The following is a 22291-nucleotide window of genomic DNA, read 5'->3' as shown; positions in this document are numbered from 1 at the left end:
CCTGAGCCGCAGGGCACCGGGTCTGGGGGGACGCATTGGCCGAAATTCAGCTGAAGAACGTCTCCAAGCGCTGGGGCAGTTTCGTCGGGGTCGACAATTTCAACCTGACCATCGCGGACCGCGAATTCCTGGTTCTGCTGGGCCCCTCGGGCTGCGGCAAGACCACCACGATGCGCATGATCGCCGGGCTCGAGGACCCTTCGGGCGGCGAGATCCGCATCGACGGGCGGGTGGTGAACGACCTCGAGCCCAAGGACCGCGACGTGGCCATGGTGTTCCAGAGCTACGCGCTCTACCCCAACATGAACGTCTACGAGAACATCCGCTTCCCGCTCCGGGTGCGCGGCACCGACCCGTCAGAGCACGAGGCGCGTGTGATGCGCGCCTCGGCGATGGTGGAGCTCGACGATTTCCTGCACCGCAAGCCTGCCGAGCTCTCGGGCGGCCAGCGCCAGCGCGTGGCGCTCGCGCGTGCCATCGTGCGCGAGCCCAACGTCTTCCTGATGGATGAGCCGTTGTCCAATCTCGACGCCAAGCTGCGGGTCTCGACGCGGGCGCAGATCAAGAATCTCAGCCACGAGCTGTCGGTCACGACGATCTACGTCACCCATGACCAGATCGAGGCGATGACGCTGGCCGACCGGGTCGTGGTGATGGAAAAGGGCATCGTCCAGCAGGTCGGCAGCCCCACCGAGATCTACGACAGGCCCGCCAACACCTTCGTGGCGAGCTTCATCGGCAATCCGGCGATGAACCTGCTCGAGGGCGAGATCCGGGACGGCACCTTCCGCTGCGAAGCGACCGAGATCGACGGGCTCGACGCGCCGGACGGGCCCGTCACGCTGGGCTTCCGGGCGGAGGATTCGGAGGTGTCGGCCACCGACGGTCAGATCACCGCGCCGATCTACACGCTGGAGCTTCTGGGCGACGCGACCATGGTCGCCGTGCGCCTCGGGGGCGCGCTGGTGACCGCCAAGACCGACAAGAGTTTCCGCGCCCGGATCGGTGAGACGATCTCGATCCGCATCCCGCGCGACCATTGCCATCTTTTCGATGCCCATACGGGAAAGCGCCTCGGCGGGTGAACCGCGAAACCCACCCGGCCCCAAGGGCGCAGGCCGGAGCGACAGAGAGGATGCGCGATTGCAAGGCGCATCCGCCAGGACATGAAAACAGGGAGTGAGATCATGTTTTTGAAGACCTTCACCGCCGCGGGCGCGCTCGCGGTCCTGACCACAAGCACTGCCATGGCCTGCGAGATCACTGCGCGCGTGTCGATCGTGGGTAACGAGTTTCCCGCGATCCAGACCGTGGGCGCGGGCGCCAAGGCCTGCGCGGGCGCGGAGGTGACGACCAACCTCACCGCCGATCACCAGACCATCAACCTGCCCGGCATGCAGGGCAACCCGGCGGAATACACCTCGGCGATCATCGCCAATTCGTCGATCGTCGCCCTGATGAACGAGGACGTGATCCGGCCCCTGGGCGATCTGGTGGAAAAGCACGGCCAGGGGCTGCAGCCCACCCAGCTCATCACCATCGGCGGCGAGGTGATGGCGGTGGCCTTCATGGCCAACGCGCAGCATCTCGTCTACCGCGCCGACGTGCTCGAGCAAGTGGGCGTCGAGCCGCCCACCACCTACGAGGACATGCTGGCCGCGGCCGAGCTGATCCGCGAAGCGGGCATCATGGAGAACCCGGTGGGTGGCGCCTATGCGGCGGGCTGGAACCTCGCGCAGGAATTCAACAACATGTTCCTGGGCTATGGCGGCCAGCATTTCGAGCCGGGCACGGCCGAGCCCAACGTCAATTCCGAGGCCGGCATCAACGCGCTCAACATGATGAAGGCGCTGTCGGATTACATGAACCCCGACTACCTGACGCACGATTCGAACGCCACGAATGCCGAGTTCCGCGCGGGCAACGTCGCGCTGATGAACATGTGGGGCAGCCGTGCCGCGACCCTGACCGAAGCCGAGGGCGTGCCGCAGGAGGTCATCGACGGCTTCGCCATCGCGGGCCCGATGACCGTGGGCGGCGGCGACATCCCGGCCTCGACCCTCTGGTGGGACGGCTGGACCGTGGCCAAAAACATCTCGGACGAAGAGGCCGAGGCCACCTTCATCGCGATGATGAACGGCATCGACCCCTCGATCCTCGAGGATGAGGAAGTCGCCAGACAGGCGGTCTGGCTGATCGAGGGCTACGAGCCCACCGAGGCCGCCGTGGGCGTCTTCGCCGCGGCCAATTCCGGCACCATCCCCTACCCGATGCTGCCCTATATGGGCCTGATGCACACCGCGCTCGGCAACGAGCTTGCGGATTTCATGCAGGGCAAGGAAAGCGCCGAGCAGGCGCTGGCCGACGTGGAGGCCGCCTACCGCGCCGCCGCCATCGAAAGCGGTTTTCTGCAGTAAGCCCAGCGCGCGGGGGCGCCGGCCGTCCCCGCACACCCGGCCCGCCCGCGCCCTTGAGGCGGGCGGGCCGACCAGCCCCCGCCCCGCGGATGCGCCGAGCATGAAAACGCCATGAAACACCGCACCTTCTTCTGGTTCTTCCTGCCCACGGGCCTTGCGATGATGCTGTTCATCGCCGCCCCGCTGGTGTCGATCATCATGCAGTCGATGTTCGCCCCGCACGAGGCGGTGCTGGTCACGGTGGAAAATTGCGGCCCCTTCGGCTGCCAGCAGGAGACCATCGTCGACCAGGAGGCCACGCGCGCCTTGCGCGACGCGCAGCCGCTGGGCCGGTTCGTCGGGCTCGACATCTATTTCGACCGCGGCCATCTGGCGGTCGCGGAAGTGGCCCAGGCCTGGCGCAACGCCGATGATCTGGGCGCTTTCTGGACCCGGCTGCAGAACCTGCCCTTCTACCGGGCCATGGCCTTCACGCTGACATATACCTTCACCGTGACGCCGCTTCTGATCGTGCTGGGGCTGATGATCGCGCTCGGGGTCAACGCGATCAATGCCCGGATCAAGGGCGTGGTGATCTTCTTTTCGCTCCTGCCAATGATCGTGACGCCGCTCGTGGGTTCGCTCATCCTGTTCTGGATGATCGACAGCCGGGGCATCCTCGGCACGGCCATCCAGTGGCTGGCCGACGATCCGGACCTGTCGCTCAAGGCCTCGACCACGCTGACCTGGGTGATGCTGATCGTCTACGGCGTCTGGCATTCGGCGCCCTTCGCCTTCGTGGTCTTCTATGCCGGGCTGCAGACCCTGCCGATGGACCAGATCGAGGCGGCGCAGATCGACGGCGCGACGCGGTGGCAGCAGGTGCGCTTCGTGGTGATCCCGCATCTCATGCCGCTGGTCACCTTCGTGGCGCTCATCCAGCTGATGGACAATTTCCGCGTGCTGGAGCCGATCGTGGGCTTCAATGCGCAGGCCCATGCGACTTCGCTTTCGTGGACCATCCTCAACGATCTGGGCGGCGAGACGCGGCAGCTCTCGGCGGCCTCGGCCACCTCGGTGATGACGGTGATCGGCGTGGCGATCCTGCTGACGCCGGTGCTCGTGCGGACCTGGCGCGATTTCAAGGGGAAGACCTGATGGCATCGAAAGCCCAACAAGCCTCCCTGCGGCTGCGCATCGCCACCTATGTCTTCGTCGGCATCTGGCTGATCCTTGCGGCTTTCCCGTTCCTCTGGACGCTCTGGGGGTCGTTCAAGGTCGAGCTCGACTTCTTCTCCATCGCCGACTGGACCAACGCGCTGACCGGCAAGAACACCGAAGAGACCTATGGCCGCCCCTTCACCGGCGCGGGATATCACGGCGCCTGGGTGCAGGAGGAGTTCTGGCGCGCCGTCCTCAACACCTTCATCGTGTGCTTCTTCGTCGTCTGCACCTCGCTGACCATCGGCACGCTCGGCGGCTACGCGCTGTCGCGCTCGGGCTTTCGCTACACGTTCTGGCTTCTGATCGCGGCACTGATGTTCCGCGCGCTGCCGCCCATCACGCTGGTCGCGGGCTACCTGCTGCCGTTCTTCGAGTGGAATCTCTGGGGCATCCTGCCGACGACGATCATCGTGCTGGTAGCGATCAACCAGCCCTTCACGCTCTGGATGCTGCATTCGTTCTTCCAGAACATCCCCAAGGAGCTCGACGAGAGCGCCAAGGTCGATGGCTGCACCCAGTTCCAGGCCTTCCGCCACGTGATCGTGCCGGTGATGTGGCCGGGGGTCATCACCACCGGGCTCTTCAGCTTCCTTCTGGCCTATAACGACTTCGCGGTGACGACGATGCTCCTGTCGGAGAGCAACCGCACCATGGTCCCTGAGATCGCGGCCTTCCTCGGCACGACCTATACCGAGGGCAACGTGATGTTCGCCGTGGCTGCGGTGGTGTCGGCGACGGCGCCGCTTTTCATCCTGGTGATGTTCTTCCAGCGCCAGATCGTGTCGGGCCTCACAGCGGGGGCGGTGAAGGGATGAGCGATCCACGGCACAATCCGCCCGCCCCGCAAGGCAAGGGCGCGCGGCCCGAACAGGCGGTGCTGACCCGCGACACGGACCTGACGAAGACCGAGGCCACCCGCGCGGTGATCGAGGATATGGTGGACGGGCTCAACGATCATCGCATCGACGATATCGGCGCGTTTTTCGCCGAGAATTTTCGCTGGATGGGCAATACGGGCTGCGGCACCAAGCAGGGCCTGAGGGAATTCCAGGACAATTGGCAGCGCCCGTTTCAGGCCGCGTTTTCGGACAAAGTCTGCATCGACGAGGCGCGGCTTTATATGGGCGAATGGGCGGCGGCATTCGGGCGGCAGGAGGCCACGCATTCGGGGCGCTTCATGGGCGTCGCGCCGACCGGCAAGCGGGTGGAGATCCGCTACATGGATTTCTGGAAAGTGGTCGACGGCAAGATCGTCGACAATTGGGTGTCGGTGGATTTCCCGCATGTGCTGGCGCAACTCGGCGTGGATGTCTTCGACGGCGAGGGCTGGGAAGCCTTCGACCGGGGCGCGCGGGTGCCGCCGCGGCCGGACGCGGCCCGGGAGGATCCGTCATGAAGCTGCCGTCCCGCCCTTCTATCGGAACACACGAGCGACGCGCCCGGAGCGCGGTATCGAGGCGGCCTTCAGCCACCGCGCCAGAAAAGCTTCGCGCTTCGATGTTGCGGTCGCACAGATGCGCGCATGGCCCAATCGGCGGTGCTGCGATCCCGGAGCGCGGAGGCAAGGCTGCTTGCAGCCGCCGCGCTCCGGCGTCGATCCGGCCCCACCGGATTGGCGCTTTGGTGCCGGGCCGTCCTGCGTTCCTGCGGTGCGATGATGTGACCTGGATCAAGCACCTGCGTTCGAAGGTTGCCGCGCGAACCCGCCGGACCGGCGCGCGGGCTTGGCGCTTTCGGAGAGCCGCGCATGGCCTGCGCCTCGCAGCGCCCTTCTGCGGTGAGACGCTGCAATGGAGCGCCGATGACGCCGCATCCCGCGGCACGACCACGCTGATCGCTGACTGATCGAAGACGCCTCCGGGCAGGAGAAAACAGACATGACCATCACCCATCTCAAAGCCGGCAAACCCGAGACCGAACGCGCCGAGGATGACGCGAAGGTCCGCGCCACGGTCGAGGCGACGCTCGCGGATATCGAGGCGCGCGGGGATGCCGCCGTGCGGGAACTGTCGGAGAAGTTCGACGGCTATGCACCCGAGGCCTTCGTGCTCAGCGCCTCCGAGATCGAGGCGGCGATGCAGAAGGTCTCAACCCGCGACATGGAGGATATCAAGTTCGCGCAGGCCCAGATCCGCGGTTTTGCCGAGGCCCAGCGCGCCTCGATGACCGATATCGAGGTGGAGACGCTGCCGGGCGTGATCCTCGGGCATCGCAACATCCCGGTGCAATCGGTGGGCTGCTACGTGCCCGGCGGCAAGTTCCCGATGGTGGCCTCGGCCCATATGTCGGTACTGACGGCGTCGGTCGCGGGCGTGCCGCGCATCGTGGCCTCGGCCCCGCCGGTGAAGGGCGCACCGCATCCCGCCATCGTGGCGGCGATGCATCTGGGCGGCGCGCACGAGATCCTATGCCTCGGCGGCATCCAGGCGGTGGGGGCGATGGCGCTCGGGACCGAAAGCCTCGATCCGGTGCACATGCTGGTCGGGCCCGGCAATGCCTTCGTGGCCGAAGCCAAGCGGCAGCTTTACGGGCGGGTCGGCATCGACCTTTTCGCGGGCCCCACCGAGACCATGGTGATCGCCGACGACACCGTCGATGCGGAGCTCTGCGCGACCGATCTTCTGGGCCAGGCGGAGCATGGCTACAACTCGCCCGCCTGCCTCATCACCAATTCCCGACGCCTCGCCGAAGAGACGCTGGCCGAGATCGACCGCCTGCTTGGCATTCTGCCCACCGCCGAGACCGCGTCGGTCAGCTGGCGCGATTACGGCGATGTCATCCTCTGCGACAGCCATGACGAGATGCTCGCCGTGGCCAACGACATGGCCTACGAGCATGTGCAGATGATGACCGACCGCGACGATTGGTATCTCGAGAACATGCACAGCTACGGCGCTCTGTTCCTCGGGCCGCGCACCAACGTGGCCAATGGCGACAAGGTGATCGGCACGAACCACACGCTGCCCACGAAGAAGGCCGGGCGCTACACGGGCGGGCTCTGGGTCGGCAAGTTCCTGAAGACGCACAGCTATCAGAAGATCACCACGGATGCGGCGGCGGCCGAGATCGGCGCCTACGGATCGCGGCTCTGCATGCTCGAAGGTTTCGTCGGCCATGCGGAGCAATGCAATATCCGCGTGCGCCGCTATGGCGGGCGGAACGTGCCTTACGGCGAGGCGGCGGAGTGATCGACGCGCCGGATATCCATGCGCGGCAGAAGGCGGCGCTCGGCCCCTTCCGGGCGGCGCTGGACATGGGCGACGCGGCGGCGATCCGGGCCGCGCTGGAGGCGCTCATCGCGCCGGACGCGGTGCTGCATCTGTGCCACCCCTTTGGAGATGTGCAGGGACCCGGGGCGTTTTACGACGCAGCACTCGGGCCTTTGCGCAAAGCCCTGCCCGATCTGGAGCGCCGCGACTGGATCGTGATGGCCGGACATGACGGCGACGGCGCGGCCTGGGTCGGCTGCGGCGGGCATTACATGGGCACCTTTGCCGCGCCTTACTGCGGCATCCCGCCCACCGGGCATCTGGCGCATCTGCGGTTTCACGAATTCTACCGCTTCGCGGCGGGCCGCGTGGTCGAGATGCAGCTTCTCTGGGACCTGCCGGAGCTGATGATGCAGGCCGGTGTCTGGCCCATGGCGCCGTCCCTGGGCCGCGATCTCTGCGTGCCGGGCCCGGCGAGCTGCGATGGCCTCTCGCCGGCGCCGCGCGATGCGGGCGCCAGTGCCCGGAACTGCTATCTGGTGCAGGACATGCTGGCGCACATGATCCACCACCCGGCGCAAGGCGGACCGGAAGTCATGGAGATGGCGCGGTTCTGGCACCCGAAGATGACCTGGTACGGGCCTGCCGGGATCGGCACGGCGCGGGGCATCGCCGGGTTCCGGGCCTGGCACCAGAAGCCCTTCCTCGAGGCGATGCCGGACCGGGGGCAGAACCCCGACGGTCTGGACGCGCATTTCTTCGCCGATAACGCCTACGTGGCGGTCACGGGCTGGCCCAACATGCGCCAGACGATCACCGGGGATGGCTGGCTCGGCATCGCGCCCGCGGGCCAGGAGGTGACGCTGCGCAGCCTCGATTTCTGGCGCATCGAGGGCGACAGGATCCGCGAGAACTGGGTGCTGATCGACCTTCTCGATCTCTTCCGGCAACTGGGTGTCGACGTTCTGGCGCGAATGCGGGCACTGGCCGCGGCGCGGGGCGGTCTTGCGGGGGAGGCGCCGTGATGGAGCTGCCGAAGACGCCTTCGATGCGATTGGACGGAAAGCGCGCGCTCATTGCGGGCGCGTCCTCGGGGATCGGGCTCGCCTGTGCTGTGGCGCTCGCCGAAGCGGGGGCCCAGGTGACGCTGGTCGCGCGCCGGGCCGACCGGCTGGCCGAGATCACGCAGGCGATGACCGCGCGCGGCTGGCAGGCCCGCGCCCTGCCCCTCGACATCGCCGATATCGCGGCGACCGAGGCCGCGGTGGCCGAAGCGGGGCCCTTCGACATCCTGCTGAACGCCGCGGGGCTGGCGCGGCACACGCGGGCCACCGACACCACGCCGGCGGATTTCGACGCGGTGATGGGGATCAACCTGCGCGCGGCCTATTTCCTGACGCGCGCCGTGGCGCAAGGCTTGCTGGCGGCGGGCAAGCCCGGCAGCCTCATCAACATCTCGAGCCAGATGGGCCATGTGGGCGGGCCGGACCGGGCGGTCTATTGCGCCTCCAAGCACGGCCTGGAGGGCATGACCAAGGCCTTCGCGCTGGAATGGGGGCCCGCGCGGATCCGGGTGAACACGATCTGCCCGACCTTCGTGCTGACCGATCTGACGCGGCCCACCTTCGAGGATCCGCAAAAGCGCGCCTGGATCGAGGAGAAGATCAAGCTCGGCCGCCCGGGCGCGGTCGAGGACATCATGGGCGCGGCGCTGTACCTCGCCTCGGACGCGGCGGCGCTGGTCACCGGGACGGCGCTCATGGTCGACGGGGGTTGGACGGCGGAGTGATGGCGCAGCTCAAGGTGACATCGGCGGATGTGGCGCGGGTGGCGGGGGTCAGCCAGTCGGCGGTCAGCCGCGTCTTCACGCCGGGCGCCTCGGTGTCGCAGAAGACCAAGGCCAAGGTGCACGCGGCCGCCGAGGCGCTGGGATACCGCCCCAACGTGCTCGCCCGTGCGATGGTGTCGGGCAAGAGCCGGATCATCGGGCTCGTCGTGGCCTATCTCGACAACCAGTTCTACCCGGTGGCGCTGGAGCATCTGTCGAACGCGCTGCAGGCGCAGGGCTATCACATCCTGATCTTCACCGCGCCTAACTCCACCGACGGGATCGACAAGGTCATGCAGGATCTCATGGCCTACCAGGTCGACGGGATCATCGCGGCCTCGGTCTCCATGGGCTCGGATCTGGCGCAGCGCGCGCGGCAGCAGGGCATCCCGGTGGTGCTGTTCAATCGCGGGCAGGATGGCGAGGGCCTGTCGAACGTGACTTCCGCCAATGTCGCGGGCGGCGCCAAGGTGGCAGAGTTCCTGATCGCGGGCGGGCACCGGCGCATCGCCCATATCGCGGGCTGGCAGGGCGCGTCGACCGGGCGCGACCGGCAGGCGGGGTTTCTCGGCGCGCTCGAAGCCGCGGGGCGCGCGCCCTTCGCGGTGATCGACGGCATGTATGACCGGGCCGCGGCCATCGCCGCCACCCGCAGCCTGTTCGCCGCGCCCGAGGGCCCGGACGCGATCTTCGTCGGCAACGATCACATGGCCTTCGCCGTCATCGACACGCTGCGCGAGATGGGCCGCGTGGTGGGCCAGGACGTGTCGGTCGTGGGCTATGACGACGTGCCGATGGCGGCCTGGGGCAGCTACGCGCTGACCACGCTGCGCCAGCCGGTGAACCGGATGGTGGAGGCGACGGTCGCGCTGATGCTCGAACGGATCGAGGGCGGCCCGATGCCGCCCGCGAAGATCGAGATCGAGGGCGCCCTGATCGTACGCAGCTCGGCCCGCATTCCCGAAGGATGGACACAATGAAGGGTTTCGATCCGAAATTCGCCGATTTTCCCGATTACATCATCGGCATCACCCGCGAGATCTGGGAAGAGCGCGGCATCGCCACGCTGCACGCCTATTACGCGCGCGATATCGTCGTGCGCTCGCCGGGATCGGTGGTGATCGGCAATGGCGGCGTGATCGCCGCGACCATGGCGACACTGGCGGAATTTCCCGACCGGCAACTTCTGGGCGAGGACGTGATCTGGTCGGGCAGCCCCGAGGCGGGCATGCTGTCGTCGCACCGGATCCTGTCGACCGCGACCCATGCGGGCGAAGGGGTCTACGGCGCGGCCACGGGCAAGCGGCTGCAATACCGCATCCTCGCCGATTGCCACGCGAAGGATAACCGGATCGACGACGAATGGCTGATCCGCGACCAGGGCGCGATCGTGCGGCAGATGGGTTGGGACCCGCGGGACTATGCCCGCGACCTGATCGCGCGCGAAGGCGGCCCGGAGCGCGCGGTGAAGCCCTGCACGCCCGCAACCGACGTGGCGGGGCCCTATACGGGGCGCGGCAACGACAATGAATGGGGCGCGCGGCTGGCAGATCTGCTGGGCCGGATCATGGGCGCGGACATGGCGGCGATCCCGGATGTCTACGACCGCGCGGCGCATCTGGAATATCCCGGCCATGTCACGGGCCACGGCCACGCGCCCGCCGACCGCTTCTGGATGGGGCTGCGCGCGGCCTTTCCGTCCGCGGTCTTCGAAGTGCATCACGTGATCGGGCGGGAAGACCCGACCATGCCGCCCCGCGCCGCCCTGCGCTGGAGCCTGACCGGCCGCCATGACGGCTGGGGCGCGTTCGGGCGGCCCACGGGCGCCGAGGTGCATGTGATGGGGATCACCCATGCGGAGTTCGGCACGCTGGGGGCCGCGCCGGTGACGCTGCGGCGCGAATGGACGCTATATGACGAGACGGCTCTGTGGAAGCAGATCCTGCTCCAGACGGGGGATCTGTGATGGCGGATCTCTGCGGGCGGGGCTTTGGGTGCGCGATATTTTGGGCGCCAGGGTTGCGCGGGATCGTGCCCGCGCGATGCGCCTTGGAGCGCGGAATCAAGCACGCTTGCGTGCGCCGCGCTCCAGCGCCTGCCCGCCCGGCCGGGCTGGCGCTTTGGTGCCGCAAGCGCGACGTTCGATCTGCGCGGCGGTTTGGCTGGCATAAAGCGCCCACATTCAACCGGTGCGGCGCCACCCCGCGGGCAGGCGCTCCAGCGTGCGGACACTCGGATGTGGGCGCAGCCGCGGCGGCCGATGCGCATGTCGCCAGACCAGCGGACGCCATGCAGTGCTGGTGCGATTCACCTGCTTCAGACTAGGGAGACACCTGACATGACCCCCGAAGACATGGCCCCCCGCATCGTCCGCTACGGCGAGCTCAAGCCCTGCAAGACCGCCTTCATCGACGCCCACACGCCGGGTTCGAACCAGAAGGAGAACTTCACCATCATCGGCGGCGGGGTCTCCGAAAGCCCCGACCAGCATGTCCACATCGCGATCCCGCACGGCTTCAATATCGGCGCCGCAGGGCAGCCGCCGCGCTGCCGCAACAGCCTGCACAGCCATCGCACGGCGGAGGTGTTCTTCGTCCTGTCGGGCCGGTGGCGGTTCTTCTGGGGCCGCCGGGGCGATGCGGGCGAGGTCACGCTCGAGAAGGGCGATATCTTCGACATTCCCACCGGCATCTTCCGCGGCTTCGAGAATATCGGCGAGGATTACGGGATGATCATGGCCATTCTCGGCGGCGACGATGCGGGCGGCGGCGTCATCTGGGCGCCGCAGGTGATCGAGGATGCGCGCGATCACGGGCTGGTCCTGTCCGAGAAGGGCAAGCTCTACGACACCAAGCGCGGGCAGGCCCTGCCCGAGGGCGTGGGGCCGATGCCGGTGCTGACCGAGGAAGAGCTCAAGGGCTTTCCCGAACCCACCACCCGCGAGGTCGTGGGCGGCTATGTGCGCCGCTACTGGGACATGGTCGCGCTGGCCGACCGCAAACCCTGCAAGGTGATCGGCGAGACCGGCATCATCCGCGACAAGCCGGGCTTCGAGGTCGACCTGATCACCCGCGGCTCGGCCACCGAGGCCATGCACAAGCACGACATCCCGTCGGTGCTGATGCCCGTCACCGGCCATTGGCGCGTCGATTGGGAGGGCGGCAGCACCGTGCTCGCCCCAGGCGACACGATGAGCGTGCCCGAAGCGCTGCCCCATTCCGCCGTACCCTCGATGAGCGGCGACGCGACGCTGTACCACGTGGTGGCGACCGGCGACCCGGCGGGGCCGACATGGGGGCGGTGACCGCGATCCGGCACGTTCCCGCCATGCGGGCGCGGCCGCGCGCGAAGTTCCGCGCAAGCTGTTGCATGGCGGGAACCCACACGACATTCGCGACGTTCGGATACACGTTTTCCCAATGCACGAAGGTCTTCCCCCATGCCCGCACTTCTTCTCGGCTCGATCGGCGTTCTGGCCGAAACCTCGGACATCCAGCGCCGGGCGTTCAACCAGGCCTTCGCGGAGGCCGGGCTCGACTGGCAATGGGACCGGGCCGAATATGCGCGGCTGCTGACGCAATCGGGCGGGCGCGACCGGATCGCGCGCTATGCCGAGACGCGCGGCGAAACGGTGGATGCCACGGCGCTGCATGCGCGCAAGTCGACCTTCTTCCGGGCCGCGCTGGAGCGGGGTCTGCCGCTGCGTCCGGGCGTCGCGGACACCATCGCCGAGGCCCGCACCAAGGGCTGGCGGCTGGCCTTCGTCACCTCGACCTCGGCGGCCAACGTGGATGCCATCCTGAAGGCCACGCATCTGGGGCGCGAGACCTTTCAGCTCGTGACCACGGCGGCGGATGCCACCGCCTCGAAACCGGCCCCCGACATCTACGTGCACGCGCTTCTGCAGCTCGAGACGCTGCCGCAGAACGCCATCGCGGTCGAGGACAATCCCGACGGGCTGCGCGCGGCGCAGGCGGCGGGCATTCCCTGCATCGCCTTCCCGGGCGAGCTGCACACGGCTTCGACATTCACCGGGGCGACCGACCGACTGGAGCGGCTGTCCCTTCCCCACGACCTGAAGGTGGCCTGACCCGGCGGGGACCGGCATGCGGGCGCCTCGAAAAGGAGGCGCCATCATGCCCGTGAAGACCAGCCATGTGGGCAGCCTGCCCCGCAGCCAGAACGTCGTCGATTTCATCTTCGCCCGCGAACGGGGCGAGGCCTACGACCCGGATGCCTTCGACGCCGCCATGACCGAGGCCGTGCACGCCACGGTCGGGCGGCAGAAGGAGGCGGGCGTCGACATCGTCTCGGACGGCGAGACCTCGAAGATCAGCTACGCCACCTACGTCAAGGACCGCTATACCGGCTTCGACGGCGACAGCCCGCGCAACGCGCCCGCCGATCTCAAACTGTTCCCGAGCTTCCTCGAACGGCTCGCCAAGGAAGGCGGCACGCCGAAATATGCCCGCCCCATGTGCGTGGGCGAGGTGCGCTCCAAGGGTCAGGGCGAGCTGGAAAAGGACATCGCCAACCTCAAGACCGCGATGGCGGCGCACGGGATCGAGCGCGGCTTCATGAACGCGGCCTCGCCCGGTGTCATCTCATTGTTCCTGCAGAACGATTTCTACCCGACGCGCGAGGCCTACCTCGCCGCGCTCGCCGACGCGATGAAGGCGGAATACGAGACCATCGTGGCCGCGGGGCTCGACCTGCAGCTCGATTGTCCGGACCTCGCGCTGTCGCGGCACATGCTGTTCCAGGACCTCACCGACGCGGAATTCGTGAAGGTCGCGGGGGCGCATGTAGAGGCGCTGAACCACGCGCTGTCCGACGTGCCCGAGGACCGCGTGCGCATCCATATATGCTGGGGCAATTACGAGGGCCCGCATGTCTGCGACATCCCCATGGCGCAGATGTTCGACACGCTGATGTCGGCCAAGGCGCGCTACGTGCTCTTCGAGACCTCGAACCCGCGCCACGGCCATGAATGGACGGTGTTCCGCGACCGCAAGGACGATATCCCCGAGGACAAGGTGCTGGTGCCGGGCGTCGTCGACACCACGACGAATTTCGTCGAACACCCCGAGCTCGTGGCCCAGCGCCTCGAACGGTTTACGGGTATCGTGGGGGCCGCGCGGGTGATCGCAGGCAGCGATTGCGGCTTCGGCACCTTCGCGGGATTCGGCGCGGTCGATCCCGAGATCGCCTATGCCAAGCTCGCCTCCCTGCGCGCGGGGGCGGATTTGGTCTGATGCTGCCGCTCGTGCTTCTGCCCGGCATGATGTGCGATGCGCGGCTCTTCGGGCCGCAGATCGACGCGCTGTCCGGGGCGCGCGACGTGCAGGTGCCCGGGATCGGGGCGGCCTCGGACATGGGCGCGCTGGCCCGGGCGGTGCTGGACGGGGCGCCGCCGCGCTTCGCGCTCGGGGGGCTCTCGATGGGCGGCATCGTCGCGATGGAGGTCGCGCGGCAGGCACCCGACAGGGTGGCGGGGCTCGCGCTGATGGACACCAACCCGCTGGCCGAGGCCGAGGCAATCCGGGCCCGGCGCGCACCCCAGATCGAGAAGGCCCGCGCAGGGCATCTGCGCGCCGTCATGCGCGACGAGATGAAGCCCAATTACCTGACCGACGGGCCGTGCCGGGACGCGATCCTCGATCTCTGCATGGACATGGCGATGGATCTCGGGCCCGAGGTCTTCGTGCGCCAGTCCGAGGCCCTGCGCGACCGGCCCGACCAGACCGACAGGCTGCGCGCCTATGCGGGGCCGGCGCTGATCCTCTGCGGAGAGGACGACGCGCTCTGCCCGCTCAAGCGACACACGCTGATGCACGCGCTGATGCCGCGTTCGACGCTGATCGTGGTGCCGGGCGCGGGCCACCTGCCGACGCTGGAACAGCCCGAGGCCGTGAGCGCCGCGCTCGATGCATGGCTGAAGGAGATCGACCATGAATCCTGACCTGCTGCAGCTTCTGCGCTCTGTAGACACGCCGACCGTCTGCAACGCCATCGAGGTGATCGAGGGCAAGCGCGGCTTCAATGCGTTCACGCGCGGCACGATGCTGATGAACACGCCCGGGGCGGGCGCCATCGTGGGCTATGCGCGCACGGCGAAGATCTCGGGCCTGGCCCCGCCCGAGGAAGCCCCGGAGGTGATCCGCGCGCGGCGCATGGATTATTACCGCCACATGGCCACGGGCGACGGCCCCGCCCTCGCCGTGGTCGAGGACGTCGACGGCGCGCGGGCGGTCGGCGCCTTCTGGGGCGAGGTGAACACCACGATCCACAAGGGCTTCGGCCTTGCAGGCGCGCTGACCAACGGCGCGATGCGCGATCTGGGCGACATGGCGCCGGGCTTTCCGGTGATCGCGGGCAGCATCGGGCCGAGCCACGCCTTCGTGCACGTGACCGAGGTGGCGACCGGGGCGCGCATCTTCGGACTGGAGATCGTCGACGGCGCGCTCGTTCACGCCGACCGGCACGGCGCGCTGGTGATCCCCGAGGGCTACGCGGAAGAACTGCCCGCGGCCATCGCCAGGATGCAGGAGACCGAGCAGATCGTGCTTTCGGCAGCGCGCGCGCCGGGCTTCGATTTCGACGCTTTCGAGGCGGCCTGGACCGCGTTCGAGAAGGCGCGGACGTGATCCTGCGGGCCGATGCGGCCCCCTGCCCCGGTTGCGCCCGGCGCGCATCCCGCTAGAACCCCGGGCAACAGGCTAGAGAGGTCGCCGTCATGCCCGTCTTTCTGAACACGACCCAACCGGATTTCGAGGCCGCCTTTGCCGCGCTGCTGACCGCCAAGCGCGAGGACAGCCCCGATGTGGACGACACCGTCGCCGCGATCATCGCCGATGTGCGGGCGCGGGGCGATGCGGCGCTTCTGGACTACACCGCGCGGTTCGACCGGATGGAGATCACGGCCGACAAGATCGCCGTCAGCCGCGCCGAGGTCGATGCCGAGATCGCCAAGGTGCCGGAAGCCGACCGCATGGCGCTCGAGACCGCCGCCGAGCGCATCCGCGCCTATCACGCGCGGCAATTGCCCGAGGATCAGCGCTGGACGGACGAGACCGGCGCCGAGCTTGGCTGGCGCTGGACGCCCGTCTCGGCGGCGGGGCTCTACGTGCCCGGCGGCATCGCCTCCTACCCGTCCTCGGTGCTGATGAACGCGGTGCCCGCGAAGGTCGCGGGCGTGGCGCGGCTCGCCATCACCGTGCCGACGCCGGACGGCGTGATGAACCCCCTGGTGATGCTGGCCGCGCGCATCGCGGGCGTCGACGAGATCTACCGCGTGGGCGGCGCGCAGGCCATCGCGGCGCTGGCCTACGGCACCGAGACCATCGCGCCCGTGGACAAGATCACCGGGCCCGGCAACGCCTATGTCGCCGCCGCCAAGCGCCGCGTCTTCGGGCGCGTGGGCATCGACATGATCGCGGGCCCGTCGGAGATCCTCGTGATCGCGGATGCGGATAACGATCCCGACTGGATCGCCCTCGACCTGATGAGCCAGGCGGAGCACGACGAGAGCGCGCAGTCGATCCTCATCACCACCGATGCGGCCTTCGGACGGGCGGTCGCGGAGGCCGTGGAGGCGCGGCTCACGACGCTGGAACGCCGCGCAGTCGCGGGCGCCTCCTGGCGCGATTTCGGCGCCATCGTGGTGGCGCAAGACCTCGAGGAGGCCGCCGCGCTGTCCAATCGCATCGCGCCAGAGCACCTGGAACTTTGCGTCGGCGATCCCGACGCACTCTCCGAACAGATCACCCATGCGGGCGCCATCTTCCTCGGGCAATGGACGCCCGAGGCCATCGGCGATTACGTGGGCGGGCCCAATCACGTGCTGCCCACGGCGCGCTCGGCGCGGTTTTCCTCGGGGCTGTCGGTGATGGATTTCGTCAAGCGCACGACGCTGGCCAAGATGACGCCCGACGCCCTGCGCGCCATCGGACCCGCCGCCGAGACGCTGGCGCGCGCCGAAAGCCTCGAGGCGCACGGCCTGTCGGTGACCGCGCGGCTGGAGAAGCTGAACAGATAACGCGCCGGGCCCAATGCGCCGTTGCCCGGCCCGCGCTTTGCCGCTAGGCAGGAAGCACGATATCCCGGACCGTTTTACATGAGTTACATCGCCGAAATCGCGCTCGACGACGCGAACCTGCCGCCGCCCACGCCCGAGATCGAGCAGGAGCGCCGCGTGGCGATGTTCGACCTGATGGAGGAAAACACCTTCACCCTGCCCGATCGCGACGGGCAGGCGGCACCGGCCGGCCCCTATATCCTGACGCTCGCGATCCGCGACAAGCGGCTGGTCTTCGACGTGGCCACGGAAGACGGCACCAAGGCCAGCGAATTTCACCTGTCGCTGTCGCCCTTCCGGCAGGTGGTGAAGGATTACTTCCAGATCTGCAAAAGCTATTTCGACGCGGTGAAATCGCTGCCGCCGAGCCAGATCGAGACCATCGACATGGCCCGGCGCGGCATCCATGACGAAGGCGCGCGGCTGCTGCAGGACCGGCTCGAGGGCAAGGCCAGCATCGACGACGACACCGCGCGGCGGCTCTTCACGCTGGTCTGCGTGCTGCAATTCGGCGGCTGAGATGCCGCAGCCGCTGCCAAAATCGGTGCTGTTCTGCTGCGATCACAACGCCGTCCGGTCGCCCATGGCCGAGGGGCTGATGAAACAGCTTTATGGCCAGGAGCCCTACGTGCAATCGGTGGGCGTGCTGGGCGATCTCGATATCGACGGCTTCACCATCGCCGTCTGCAAGGAGCTGGGCGTGGAATTGTCGCGCCACAAGTCGCGCAGCTTCGAGGAGCTGGAGGAGATGGGCGAGGCGCTGTCGGATTTCGACCTGATCGTCGCCATGTCGCCCGCCTCCAACCGCCAGGCGCTGGAGCTGACGCGGAAATTTCACCTGTCGGTCGAATATTGGCCGATCATGGACCCGACCGGGATCGGCGAGACGCGGGAGGTCAAGCTCGAAGCGTATCGGCAGACCCGCGACCAGCTGCGCCGGCACATGACCGAGAAATGGGGCACAAGATGAGCAAGACGACCCTTACCCGCTATTTCGACGCGTTCAACCGCGGCGATACCGATGCGATGATCGACTGCCTCGCTAAGGACGTGGCGCATTACGTCAACGAGGGCGAGGTGCGCATGGGCCGCGACGCCTTCCGCGATTTCTGCGGCCACATGGCGCGCTGCTACGACGAGAAGCTGACCGAACTGGTGATCTTCGAGGCCGAGGACGGCGCGCGGGGGGCGGCCGAATACATGGTCAACGGCACCTATCTCGAGACCGATCCGGGCCTGCCCGAGGCGCGCGGCCAGACCTACCGGCTGCCCGCAGGGTCGTTCTTTTCGCTCGATCAGGGTGTGATCACGCGCGTCGTGACCTATTACAACCTTTCCGACTGGCTGCGACAGGTATCGTGATGCGGGTGAAGGCGCTGACCGGCGAGGCGCTGGAGGCGGTGCTCGACGATGTCGCGGCCCTGCGGATCGAGGTGTTCCGGGAATATCCCTATCTCTACGACGGCAATCCCGCCTATGAGCGCGATTACCTCGCGCATTACCGCGGCAATCCGGGCGCCATCGTCGTCGGCGCCTTCGACGGCGACCGGCTGGTGGGGGCGGCGACCGGGACGGCGATGGAGGATCACGCGGACGATTTCGCCGCCGCCTTTTCCAATACCGGCCACGATCTGGGCGATATCTTCTACTGCGCGGAATCGGTGCTGCTGAAGGAATATCGCGGCCAGCGGATCGGACACCTGTTCTTCGATCTGCGCGAGGATCATGCCCGGGCGATGGGCCGCACCCATGCGGCCTTCTGCGCCGTGATCCGGCCCGACGACCATCCGCTCAGGCCCGAAGGCTATCGCCCGCTGCATGGCTTCTGGCGCAAGCGCGGCTATGCGCCGCTGCCCGGAGTGGTCGCCGAATTTTCCTGGAAGGATGTCGACCGGGAGGCCGAGACGCCGCACGAGCTGCAGTTCTGGATGCGCGAGCTGTGAGCGCTCAGTCCGCGCGTCGCTTCTCGCGGCGGCAGCGATCCGAGCAATAGCGGACCTCGTCCCAGACATCGGCCCATTTCTTGCGCCAGTTGAACGGCTTGCCGCAGGTCGCGCAGAGCTTCTGCGGCAGGTCCCCCTTCTTGCGCATCTTGCCCATGCCGACCCCGAGAAAGGCAAAGAAAAGGGACGGCCAAAGGGCCGCCCCGTCTGTCTTATTCGCCCTGAAGCGTGACCGTGCCGGTCGAATTGCCGCCCGGCTCGTAGCCGTCGGCCTCGTAGCCGTCGAGCGCCGTGCCCTCGGTGTCGCCCGAGATCATCGAGGAGCCGGCCGTGTCGGGCCCGGCGACGCCGCTTTTATCCTCGTTCGAGGCGGAAATCACCCAGATCGTGAAGATCGCCAGCAGGCCCACGCCGTAGGCCAGCGAGGCGCGAATGCCCAGAAGCGCGTGGCGGTGCCGTTTTTCTTCTTTTTCGACGTTGGTATCCGGTGCGGACATCTGATTACTTCCCTTCGAATCGTACTATGGGGCGGGCGCAGGCCCGTCCTCCGTCAGGGACCAAACGAGCCGTGGACGCCGAGGGTTCCCGAAACACATTACAATACTCGGCCCGAGTGAAACTGAAGGAGCATGCCCGGTGAAGGATGCGAGCCCGCAAACCATCTATCTCAAGGATTACACCCCCTACGGTTTCGTCGTGGAGGCGGTCCATCTGACCTTCACGCTCGATCCCGACGCGACGCGGGTGAAAAGCCGGATCGCGTTTGCGCCGAACCCCGACGCCACGGACCGCACCTTCTTCCTGCATGGCGAGGACCTGACGCTGCTGTCGGCGCGGATCGACGGCGCGGAGGTCACGCCCAGCCTGACCGAGGCCGGGTTGACCTGCGACGTGCCCGACGGGCCCTTCACCTGGGAGGCCGAGGTCGAGATCGCGCCCGACGCCAATACCGCGCTCGAAGGGCTCTACATGTCGGACGGCATGTATTGCACGCAATGCGAGGCCGAGGGCTTCCGCAAGATCACCTATTATCCCGACCGGCCCGACGTGATGGGCGTCTTCACCGTGCGGATCGAAGGCGACTTGCCGGTCCTGCTGTCCAACGGCAACCCGCAGCAGGCTGGCGAGGGCTGGGCCGAATGGCACGATCCCTGGCCGAAACCGGCCTATCTCTTCGCGCTCGTCGCGGGGGACCTGGTGGCCCATTCCGATCAATTCACCACCGCCTCGGGGCGCGACGTGGCGCTGAACCTCTGGGTGCGGCCCGGCGACGAGGGCAAATGCGCCTTCGGCATGCAGGCGCTGAAGAAATCCATGCGCTGGGACGAAGAGGTCTACGGGCGCGAATACGATCTCGACGTGTTCAACATCGTCGCCGTGGACGATTTCAACATGGGCGCGATGGAAAACAAGGGGCTGAACATCTTCAACTCCGCCGCGGTGCTCGCGAGCCCCGAGACCTCGACCGATGCCAATTTCGAGCGGATCGAGGCGATCATCGCGCATGAATATTTCCACAACTGGACCGGCAATCGGATCACCTGCCGCGACTGGTTCCAGCTCTGTCTGAAAGAGGGTCTCACGGTCTTCCGCGACAGCGAGTTCACCGCCGACATGCGGTCGGCCCCGGTCAAGCGCATCTCGGACGTGATCGACCTGCGCGCACGCCAGTTCCCCGAGGATCAGGGCCCGCTGTCGCATCCGGTGCGGCCTGAAAGCTTTCAGGAAATCAACAACTTCTACACCGCGACCATCTACGAGAAGGGCGCCGAGGTGATCGGCATGCTCAAGCGGCTGGTGGGCGACGAGGCCTATGCCAAGGCGCTGGCGCTCTATTTCGACCGCCATGACGGGCAGGCCTGCACCATCGAGGACTGGCTGGCGGTCTTCGCGGACGTGACGGGCCGGGATCTCGCGCAGTTCAAGCGGTGGTATTCGCAGGCGGGCACGCCGCGCCTGTCCGTGAACGAAGAGTGGGACGCGGAGGCGGGCCGCTACACGCTGAGCTTCCACCAGCACACGCCGCCCACCCCGGGCCAGCCCGACAAGGCGCCGCAGGTCCTGCCCATCGCAGTGGGGCTGCTGAATGCCAATGGCGACGAGGTCGTCGAGACCACGCTCCTGGAGATGACCGAGGCCGAGCAGAGCTTCACCTTCGAGGGGCTGACGGGCCGCCCGGTGCCGTCGATCCTGCGCGGCTTTTCCGCGCCCGTGGTGCTCGACCGCGATCCCGGCCCGGAAGAGCGCGCCTTCCTGCTGGCGCACGACACCGATCCCTTCAACCGCTGGGAGGCCGGGCGGCAACTGGCCCGCGAAAGCCTCCTGGCGCAGATCACCAAGGGGGCCGCACCCGACGCGGCCTATCTCGACGGGATCGCGACGCTGGTGCGGGACGACACGCTCGATCCCGCCTTCCGCGCGCTCATGCTCGGCACGCCCACGCAATCCGAGATGGCGCAGGTCCTTCACGAGCGCGGCACGGTGCCCGACCCGGATGCGATCCATGCCGCGGCGGAGGCGCTGGCCGAGGCCAAGGCGCTGCGCCTCGCGCCGATCTTCGACGCGCTGGCGATGGCCTGCCATGTCGAGGGCGCCTACGCCCCCGATGCGGAGCAATCGGGCAAGCGCGCCCTGGGTTCGGCGGTGCTGAGCCTGCAGACGCGGCGCGACGGCGGCGTGACCGCGCGGGCGCAGTTCGAAAGCGCGGACAACATGACGCTGCAGCTTGCCGCGCTGACCTGTCTCGTGCGCGCCGGGCAGGATGCCGAGGCGCTGGCCGCGTTCGAGGAGCAATGGCGGCACGACCGGCTGGTCATGGACAAGTGGTTCGCCATGCAGATCGCCGCCACCGCGCCCGACAACGCCCTGCCTCGCGCCGAGGCGCTGACCGCGCATCCGGCCTTCGACATGAAGAACCCCAACCGCTTCCGCGCGGTGCTGGGGGCCTTCGCGATGAACCATGCGGGCTTCCACCGGGCGGATGGAAAGGGCTACGACTTCGTGGCGGACTGGCTGGTGAAGCTCGATGCGAAGAACCCGCAGACGACGGCGCGGATGTGCGCGCCGTTCCAGACCTGGCGGCGCTACGACGCGGGGCGGCAGGAGAAGATGCGCGCGGCGCTGCAGCGGATCGCCGACACGCCGTCGCTCAGCCGCGACACGACCGAGATGGTGTCGCGCATGCTGCAGGGCTGACGGCGGGCGGGTGCGGGTGGTCGCGCGCCGGTGCGGGGCGGCCCGCCGTCGGCCTGCGGGGCCGCTATTGCTTTTGGGTGCCCCGACCTGCCCCGTGCGGCATGGCGCGTTGCTGCGGTGGCCCTGTCTTCCATGAGCTCTGCGGGGGCTCTGCAAGCCCGTCCCGCCCGTCCGGCACCCCGGGTTCCGCGCCCGGGATGCACCTTTGCGATGTGAAAAACCTCCCGCGTCCGCAGGCTATCGGACCGGCCGAATCCCTGTCAGATCACGGGCTTGCCGGGCGTTCCGGAGGCCTGGAGGGAACTCCACCCTGACATTCCGTGTTCAACCGTGCTAAGTTGACGTATCGGCAAGCAACTGCCGTTTTGCGGGCCGGGTGACGTCTTCCCTTCCCGCATGCGTCGTGCGATGGGAAGCTG

Annotated in this window: 24 protein-coding genes; 22 read left to right on the top strand and 2 right to left on the bottom strand. The window is 67.8% G+C overall.

What is annotated here, in order from left to right; genetic code table 11:
* Window positions 1–35: 35 nt before the first annotated feature.
* The 21 genes from BW990_RS06945 to BW990_RS06845 all read left to right on the top strand — a co-directional run bounded on the left by BW990_RS06945 (window position 36) and on the right by BW990_RS06845 (window position 18677).
* Window positions 36–1085 carry an ABC transporter ATP-binding protein gene (locus tag BW990_RS06945; RefSeq protein ID WP_076446294.1) on the top strand — a complete coding sequence of 350 codons (1050 nt, stop codon included), beginning with the start codon at window positions 36–38 and terminating at the stop codon, window positions 1083–1085.
* A gap of 102 nt (window positions 1086–1187) precedes the next feature.
* Window positions 1188–2417 (top strand): extracellular solute-binding protein, encoded by a 1230-nt coding sequence (locus BW990_RS06940; RefSeq protein ID WP_076446293.1) that lies wholly within the window; start codon window positions 1188–1190, stop codon window positions 2415–2417.
* A gap of 111 nt (window positions 2418–2528) precedes the next feature.
* Entirely contained in the window at window positions 2529–3554 is a 1026-nt protein-coding gene (locus tag BW990_RS06935) for a carbohydrate ABC transporter permease (RefSeq protein WP_076446291.1), read from the top strand.
* Window positions 3554–4435 (top strand): carbohydrate ABC transporter permease, encoded by an 882-nt coding sequence (locus BW990_RS06930; RefSeq protein ID WP_200798023.1) that lies wholly within the window; start codon window positions 3554–3556, stop codon window positions 4433–4435. The genes BW990_RS06935 and BW990_RS06930 overlap by 1 nt, the downstream gene beginning before the upstream one ends.
* Complete coding sequence (locus tag BW990_RS06925) at window positions 4432–5016, top strand: ester cyclase (protein ID WP_076446289.1); 585 nt, start codon at window positions 4432–4434, stop codon at window positions 5014–5016. The genes BW990_RS06930 and BW990_RS06925 overlap by 4 nt, the downstream gene beginning before the upstream one ends.
* A gap of 263 nt (window positions 5017–5279) precedes the next feature.
* Window positions 5280–5465: a hypothetical protein gene (locus tag BW990_RS06920; RefSeq protein WP_143526100.1), complete on the top strand. Its 186-nt coding sequence runs from the start codon at window positions 5280–5282 to the stop codon at window positions 5463–5465.
* 32 nt (window positions 5466–5497) lie between these two features.
* Window positions 5498–6808: a histidinol dehydrogenase gene (hisD, locus tag BW990_RS06915; RefSeq protein WP_076446285.1), complete on the top strand. Its 1311-nt coding sequence runs from the start codon at window positions 5498–5500 to the stop codon at window positions 6806–6808.
* 65 nt (window positions 6809–6873) lie between these two features.
* Window positions 6874–7854 (top strand): ester cyclase, encoded by a 981-nt coding sequence (locus tag BW990_RS06910; RefSeq protein ID WP_076446419.1) that lies wholly within the window; start codon window positions 6874–6876, stop codon window positions 7852–7854.
* Window positions 7854–8618, top strand: coding sequence for an SDR family NAD(P)-dependent oxidoreductase (locus tag BW990_RS06905; RefSeq protein ID WP_234990177.1), 765 nt, complete (start codon window positions 7854–7856; stop codon window positions 8616–8618). Before BW990_RS06910 ends, BW990_RS06905 begins: the two co-directional genes overlap by 1 nt.
* Complete coding sequence (locus tag BW990_RS06900; RefSeq protein WP_076446281.1) at window positions 8618–9637, top strand: LacI family DNA-binding transcriptional regulator; 1020 nt, start codon at window positions 8618–8620, stop codon at window positions 9635–9637. The genes BW990_RS06905 and BW990_RS06900 overlap by 1 nt, the downstream gene beginning before the upstream one ends.
* Window positions 9634–10623, top strand: coding sequence for a nuclear transport factor 2 family protein (locus BW990_RS06895; protein WP_076446279.1), 990 nt, complete (start codon window positions 9634–9636; stop codon window positions 10621–10623). Before BW990_RS06900 ends, BW990_RS06895 begins: the two co-directional genes overlap by 4 nt.
* 372 nt (window positions 10624–10995) lie before the next feature.
* Window positions 10996–11961, top strand: coding sequence for a cupin domain-containing protein (locus tag BW990_RS06890; protein WP_076446277.1), 966 nt, complete (start codon window positions 10996–10998; stop codon window positions 11959–11961).
* A gap of 135 nt (window positions 11962–12096) precedes the next feature.
* Entirely contained in the window at window positions 12097–12747 is a 651-nt protein-coding gene (locus tag BW990_RS06885) for an HAD family hydrolase (protein WP_076446275.1), read from the top strand.
* A 46-nt stretch (window positions 12748–12793) separates the two neighbouring features.
* Window positions 12794–13912: a cobalamin-independent methionine synthase II family protein gene (locus BW990_RS06880; RefSeq protein WP_076446273.1), complete on the top strand. Its 1119-nt coding sequence runs from the start codon at window positions 12794–12796 to the stop codon at window positions 13910–13912.
* Window positions 13912–14619: an alpha/beta fold hydrolase gene (locus BW990_RS06875; RefSeq protein ID WP_076446271.1), complete on the top strand. Its 708-nt coding sequence runs from the start codon at window positions 13912–13914 to the stop codon at window positions 14617–14619. Before BW990_RS06880 ends, BW990_RS06875 begins: the two co-directional genes overlap by 1 nt.
* Window positions 14609–15304 carry an RraA family protein gene (locus BW990_RS06870; RefSeq protein WP_076446269.1) on the top strand — a complete coding sequence of 232 codons (696 nt, stop codon included), beginning with the start codon at window positions 14609–14611 and terminating at the stop codon, window positions 15302–15304. The genes BW990_RS06875 and BW990_RS06870 overlap by 11 nt, the downstream gene beginning before the upstream one ends.
* Before the next feature lie 89 nt (window positions 15305–15393).
* Entirely contained in the window at window positions 15394–16695 is a 1302-nt protein-coding gene (gene hisD / locus BW990_RS06865) for a histidinol dehydrogenase (protein ID WP_076446267.1), read from the top strand.
* Window positions 16696–16773: 78 nt separating this feature from the next.
* Window positions 16774–17253: a UPF0262 family protein gene (locus BW990_RS06860; protein ID WP_076446265.1), complete on the top strand. Its 480-nt coding sequence runs from the start codon at window positions 16774–16776 to the stop codon at window positions 17251–17253.
* Window position 17254: 1 nt separating this feature from the next.
* Window positions 17255–17704 (top strand): arsenate-mycothiol transferase ArsC, encoded by a 450-nt coding sequence (locus tag BW990_RS06855; protein ID WP_076446263.1) that lies wholly within the window; start codon window positions 17255–17257, stop codon window positions 17702–17704.
* A complete protein-coding gene (locus BW990_RS06850; protein WP_076446415.1) occupies window positions 17701–18096 on the top strand; it encodes a ketosteroid isomerase-related protein in 396 nt (131 codons plus the stop codon). Before BW990_RS06855 ends, BW990_RS06850 begins: the two co-directional genes overlap by 4 nt.
* Window positions 18096–18677 carry a GNAT family N-acetyltransferase gene (locus BW990_RS06845; protein ID WP_076446261.1) on the top strand — a complete coding sequence of 194 codons (582 nt, stop codon included), beginning with the start codon at window positions 18096–18098 and terminating at the stop codon, window positions 18675–18677. Before BW990_RS06850 ends, BW990_RS06845 begins: the two co-directional genes overlap by 1 nt.
* Before the next feature lie 4 nt (window positions 18678–18681).
* Here the strand turns inward: BW990_RS06845 and BW990_RS06840 are convergent, their stop codons facing one another.
* A complete protein-coding gene (locus tag BW990_RS06840; RefSeq protein WP_200798022.1) occupies window positions 18682–18834 on the bottom strand; it encodes a DUF2256 domain-containing protein in 153 nt (50 codons plus the stop codon).
* 55 nt (window positions 18835–18889) lie between these two features.
* Window positions 18890–19174: a hypothetical protein gene (locus BW990_RS06835; protein WP_076446259.1), complete on the bottom strand. Its 285-nt coding sequence runs from the start codon at window positions 19172–19174 to the stop codon at window positions 18890–18892.
* Between the two features lie 139 nt (window positions 19175–19313).
* Here BW990_RS06835 and pepN point away from each other — a divergent pair, with 139 nt between their 5' ends.
* The gene (gene pepN / locus BW990_RS06830; RefSeq protein ID WP_076446258.1) at window positions 19314–21872 is read left to right on the top strand and encodes an aminopeptidase N; all 2559 of its coding nucleotides are present in this window, start codon (window positions 19314–19316) and stop codon (window positions 21870–21872) included.
* Window positions 21873–22291 lie beyond the last annotated feature (419 nt).

Source organism: Roseivivax lentus (genome assembly GCF_900156805.1).
Classification (GTDB): domain Bacteria; phylum Pseudomonadota; class Alphaproteobacteria; order Rhodobacterales; family Rhodobacteraceae; genus Roseivivax; species Roseivivax lentus.
The sequence above is the reverse complement of the archived record's forward strand: the minus strand, read 5'-3'. Positions and strand labels throughout refer to the sequence as shown.

What these genes read in the sequence shown, in the direction of transcription:
- BW990_RS06925 (WP_076446289.1), top strand. Translation starts at nt 4,432, where the DNA reads ATGAGCGATCCACGGCACAATCCGCCCGCCCCGCAAGGCAAGGGCGCG.
- BW990_RS06870 (WP_076446269.1), top strand. Translation starts at nt 14,609, where the DNA reads ATGAATCCTGACCTGCTGCAGCTTCTGCGCTCTGTAGACACGCCGACC.
- BW990_RS06940 (WP_076446293.1), top strand. Translation starts at nt 1,188, where the DNA reads ATGTTTTTGAAGACCTTCACCGCCGCGGGCGCGCTCGCGGTCCTGACC.
- BW990_RS06885 (WP_076446275.1), top strand. Translation starts at nt 12,097, where the DNA reads ATGCCCGCACTTCTTCTCGGCTCGATCGGCGTTCTGGCCGAAACCTCG.
- BW990_RS06890 (WP_076446277.1), top strand. Translation starts at nt 10,996, where the DNA reads ATGACCCCCGAAGACATGGCCCCCCGCATCGTCCGCTACGGCGAGCTC.
- hisD (WP_076446285.1), top strand. Translation starts at nt 5,498, where the DNA reads ATGACCATCACCCATCTCAAAGCCGGCAAACCCGAGACCGAACGCGCC.
- BW990_RS06845 (WP_076446261.1), top strand. Translation starts at nt 18,096, where the DNA reads ATGCGGGTGAAGGCGCTGACCGGCGAGGCGCTGGAGGCGGTGCTCGAC.
- BW990_RS06900 (WP_076446281.1), top strand. Translation starts at nt 8,618, where the DNA reads ATGGCGCAGCTCAAGGTGACATCGGCGGATGTGGCGCGGGTGGCGGGG.
- BW990_RS06895 (WP_076446279.1), top strand. Translation starts at nt 9,634, where the DNA reads ATGAAGGGTTTCGATCCGAAATTCGCCGATTTTCCCGATTACATCATC.
- hisD (WP_076446267.1), top strand. Translation starts at nt 15,394, where the DNA reads ATGCCCGTCTTTCTGAACACGACCCAACCGGATTTCGAGGCCGCCTTT.
- BW990_RS06875 (WP_076446271.1), top strand. Translation starts at nt 13,912, where the DNA reads ATGCTGCCGCTCGTGCTTCTGCCCGGCATGATGTGCGATGCGCGGCTC.
- BW990_RS06835 (WP_076446259.1), bottom strand. Translation starts at nt 19,174, where the DNA reads ATGTCCGCACCGGATACCAACGTCGAAAAAGAAGAAAAACGGCACCGC.
- BW990_RS06840 (WP_200798022.1), bottom strand. Translation starts at nt 18,834, where the DNA reads ATGGGCAAGATGCGCAAGAAGGGGGACCTGCCGCAGAAGCTCTGCGCG.
- BW990_RS06880 (WP_076446273.1), top strand. Translation starts at nt 12,794, where the DNA reads ATGCCCGTGAAGACCAGCCATGTGGGCAGCCTGCCCCGCAGCCAGAAC.
- BW990_RS06855 (WP_076446263.1), top strand. Translation starts at nt 17,255, where the DNA reads ATGCCGCAGCCGCTGCCAAAATCGGTGCTGTTCTGCTGCGATCACAAC.
- BW990_RS06935 (WP_076446291.1), top strand. Translation starts at nt 2,529, where the DNA reads ATGAAACACCGCACCTTCTTCTGGTTCTTCCTGCCCACGGGCCTTGCG.
- BW990_RS06930 (WP_200798023.1), top strand. Translation starts at nt 3,554, where the DNA reads ATGGCATCGAAAGCCCAACAAGCCTCCCTGCGGCTGCGCATCGCCACC.
- BW990_RS06910 (WP_076446419.1), top strand. Translation starts at nt 6,874, where the DNA reads ATGGGCGACGCGGCGGCGATCCGGGCCGCGCTGGAGGCGCTCATCGCG.
- BW990_RS06905 (WP_234990177.1), top strand. Translation starts at nt 7,854, where the DNA reads ATGGAGCTGCCGAAGACGCCTTCGATGCGATTGGACGGAAAGCGCGCG.
- BW990_RS06860 (WP_076446265.1), top strand. Translation starts at nt 16,774, where the DNA reads ATGAGTTACATCGCCGAAATCGCGCTCGACGACGCGAACCTGCCGCCG.
- BW990_RS06850 (WP_076446415.1), top strand. Translation starts at nt 17,701, where the DNA reads ATGAGCAAGACGACCCTTACCCGCTATTTCGACGCGTTCAACCGCGGC.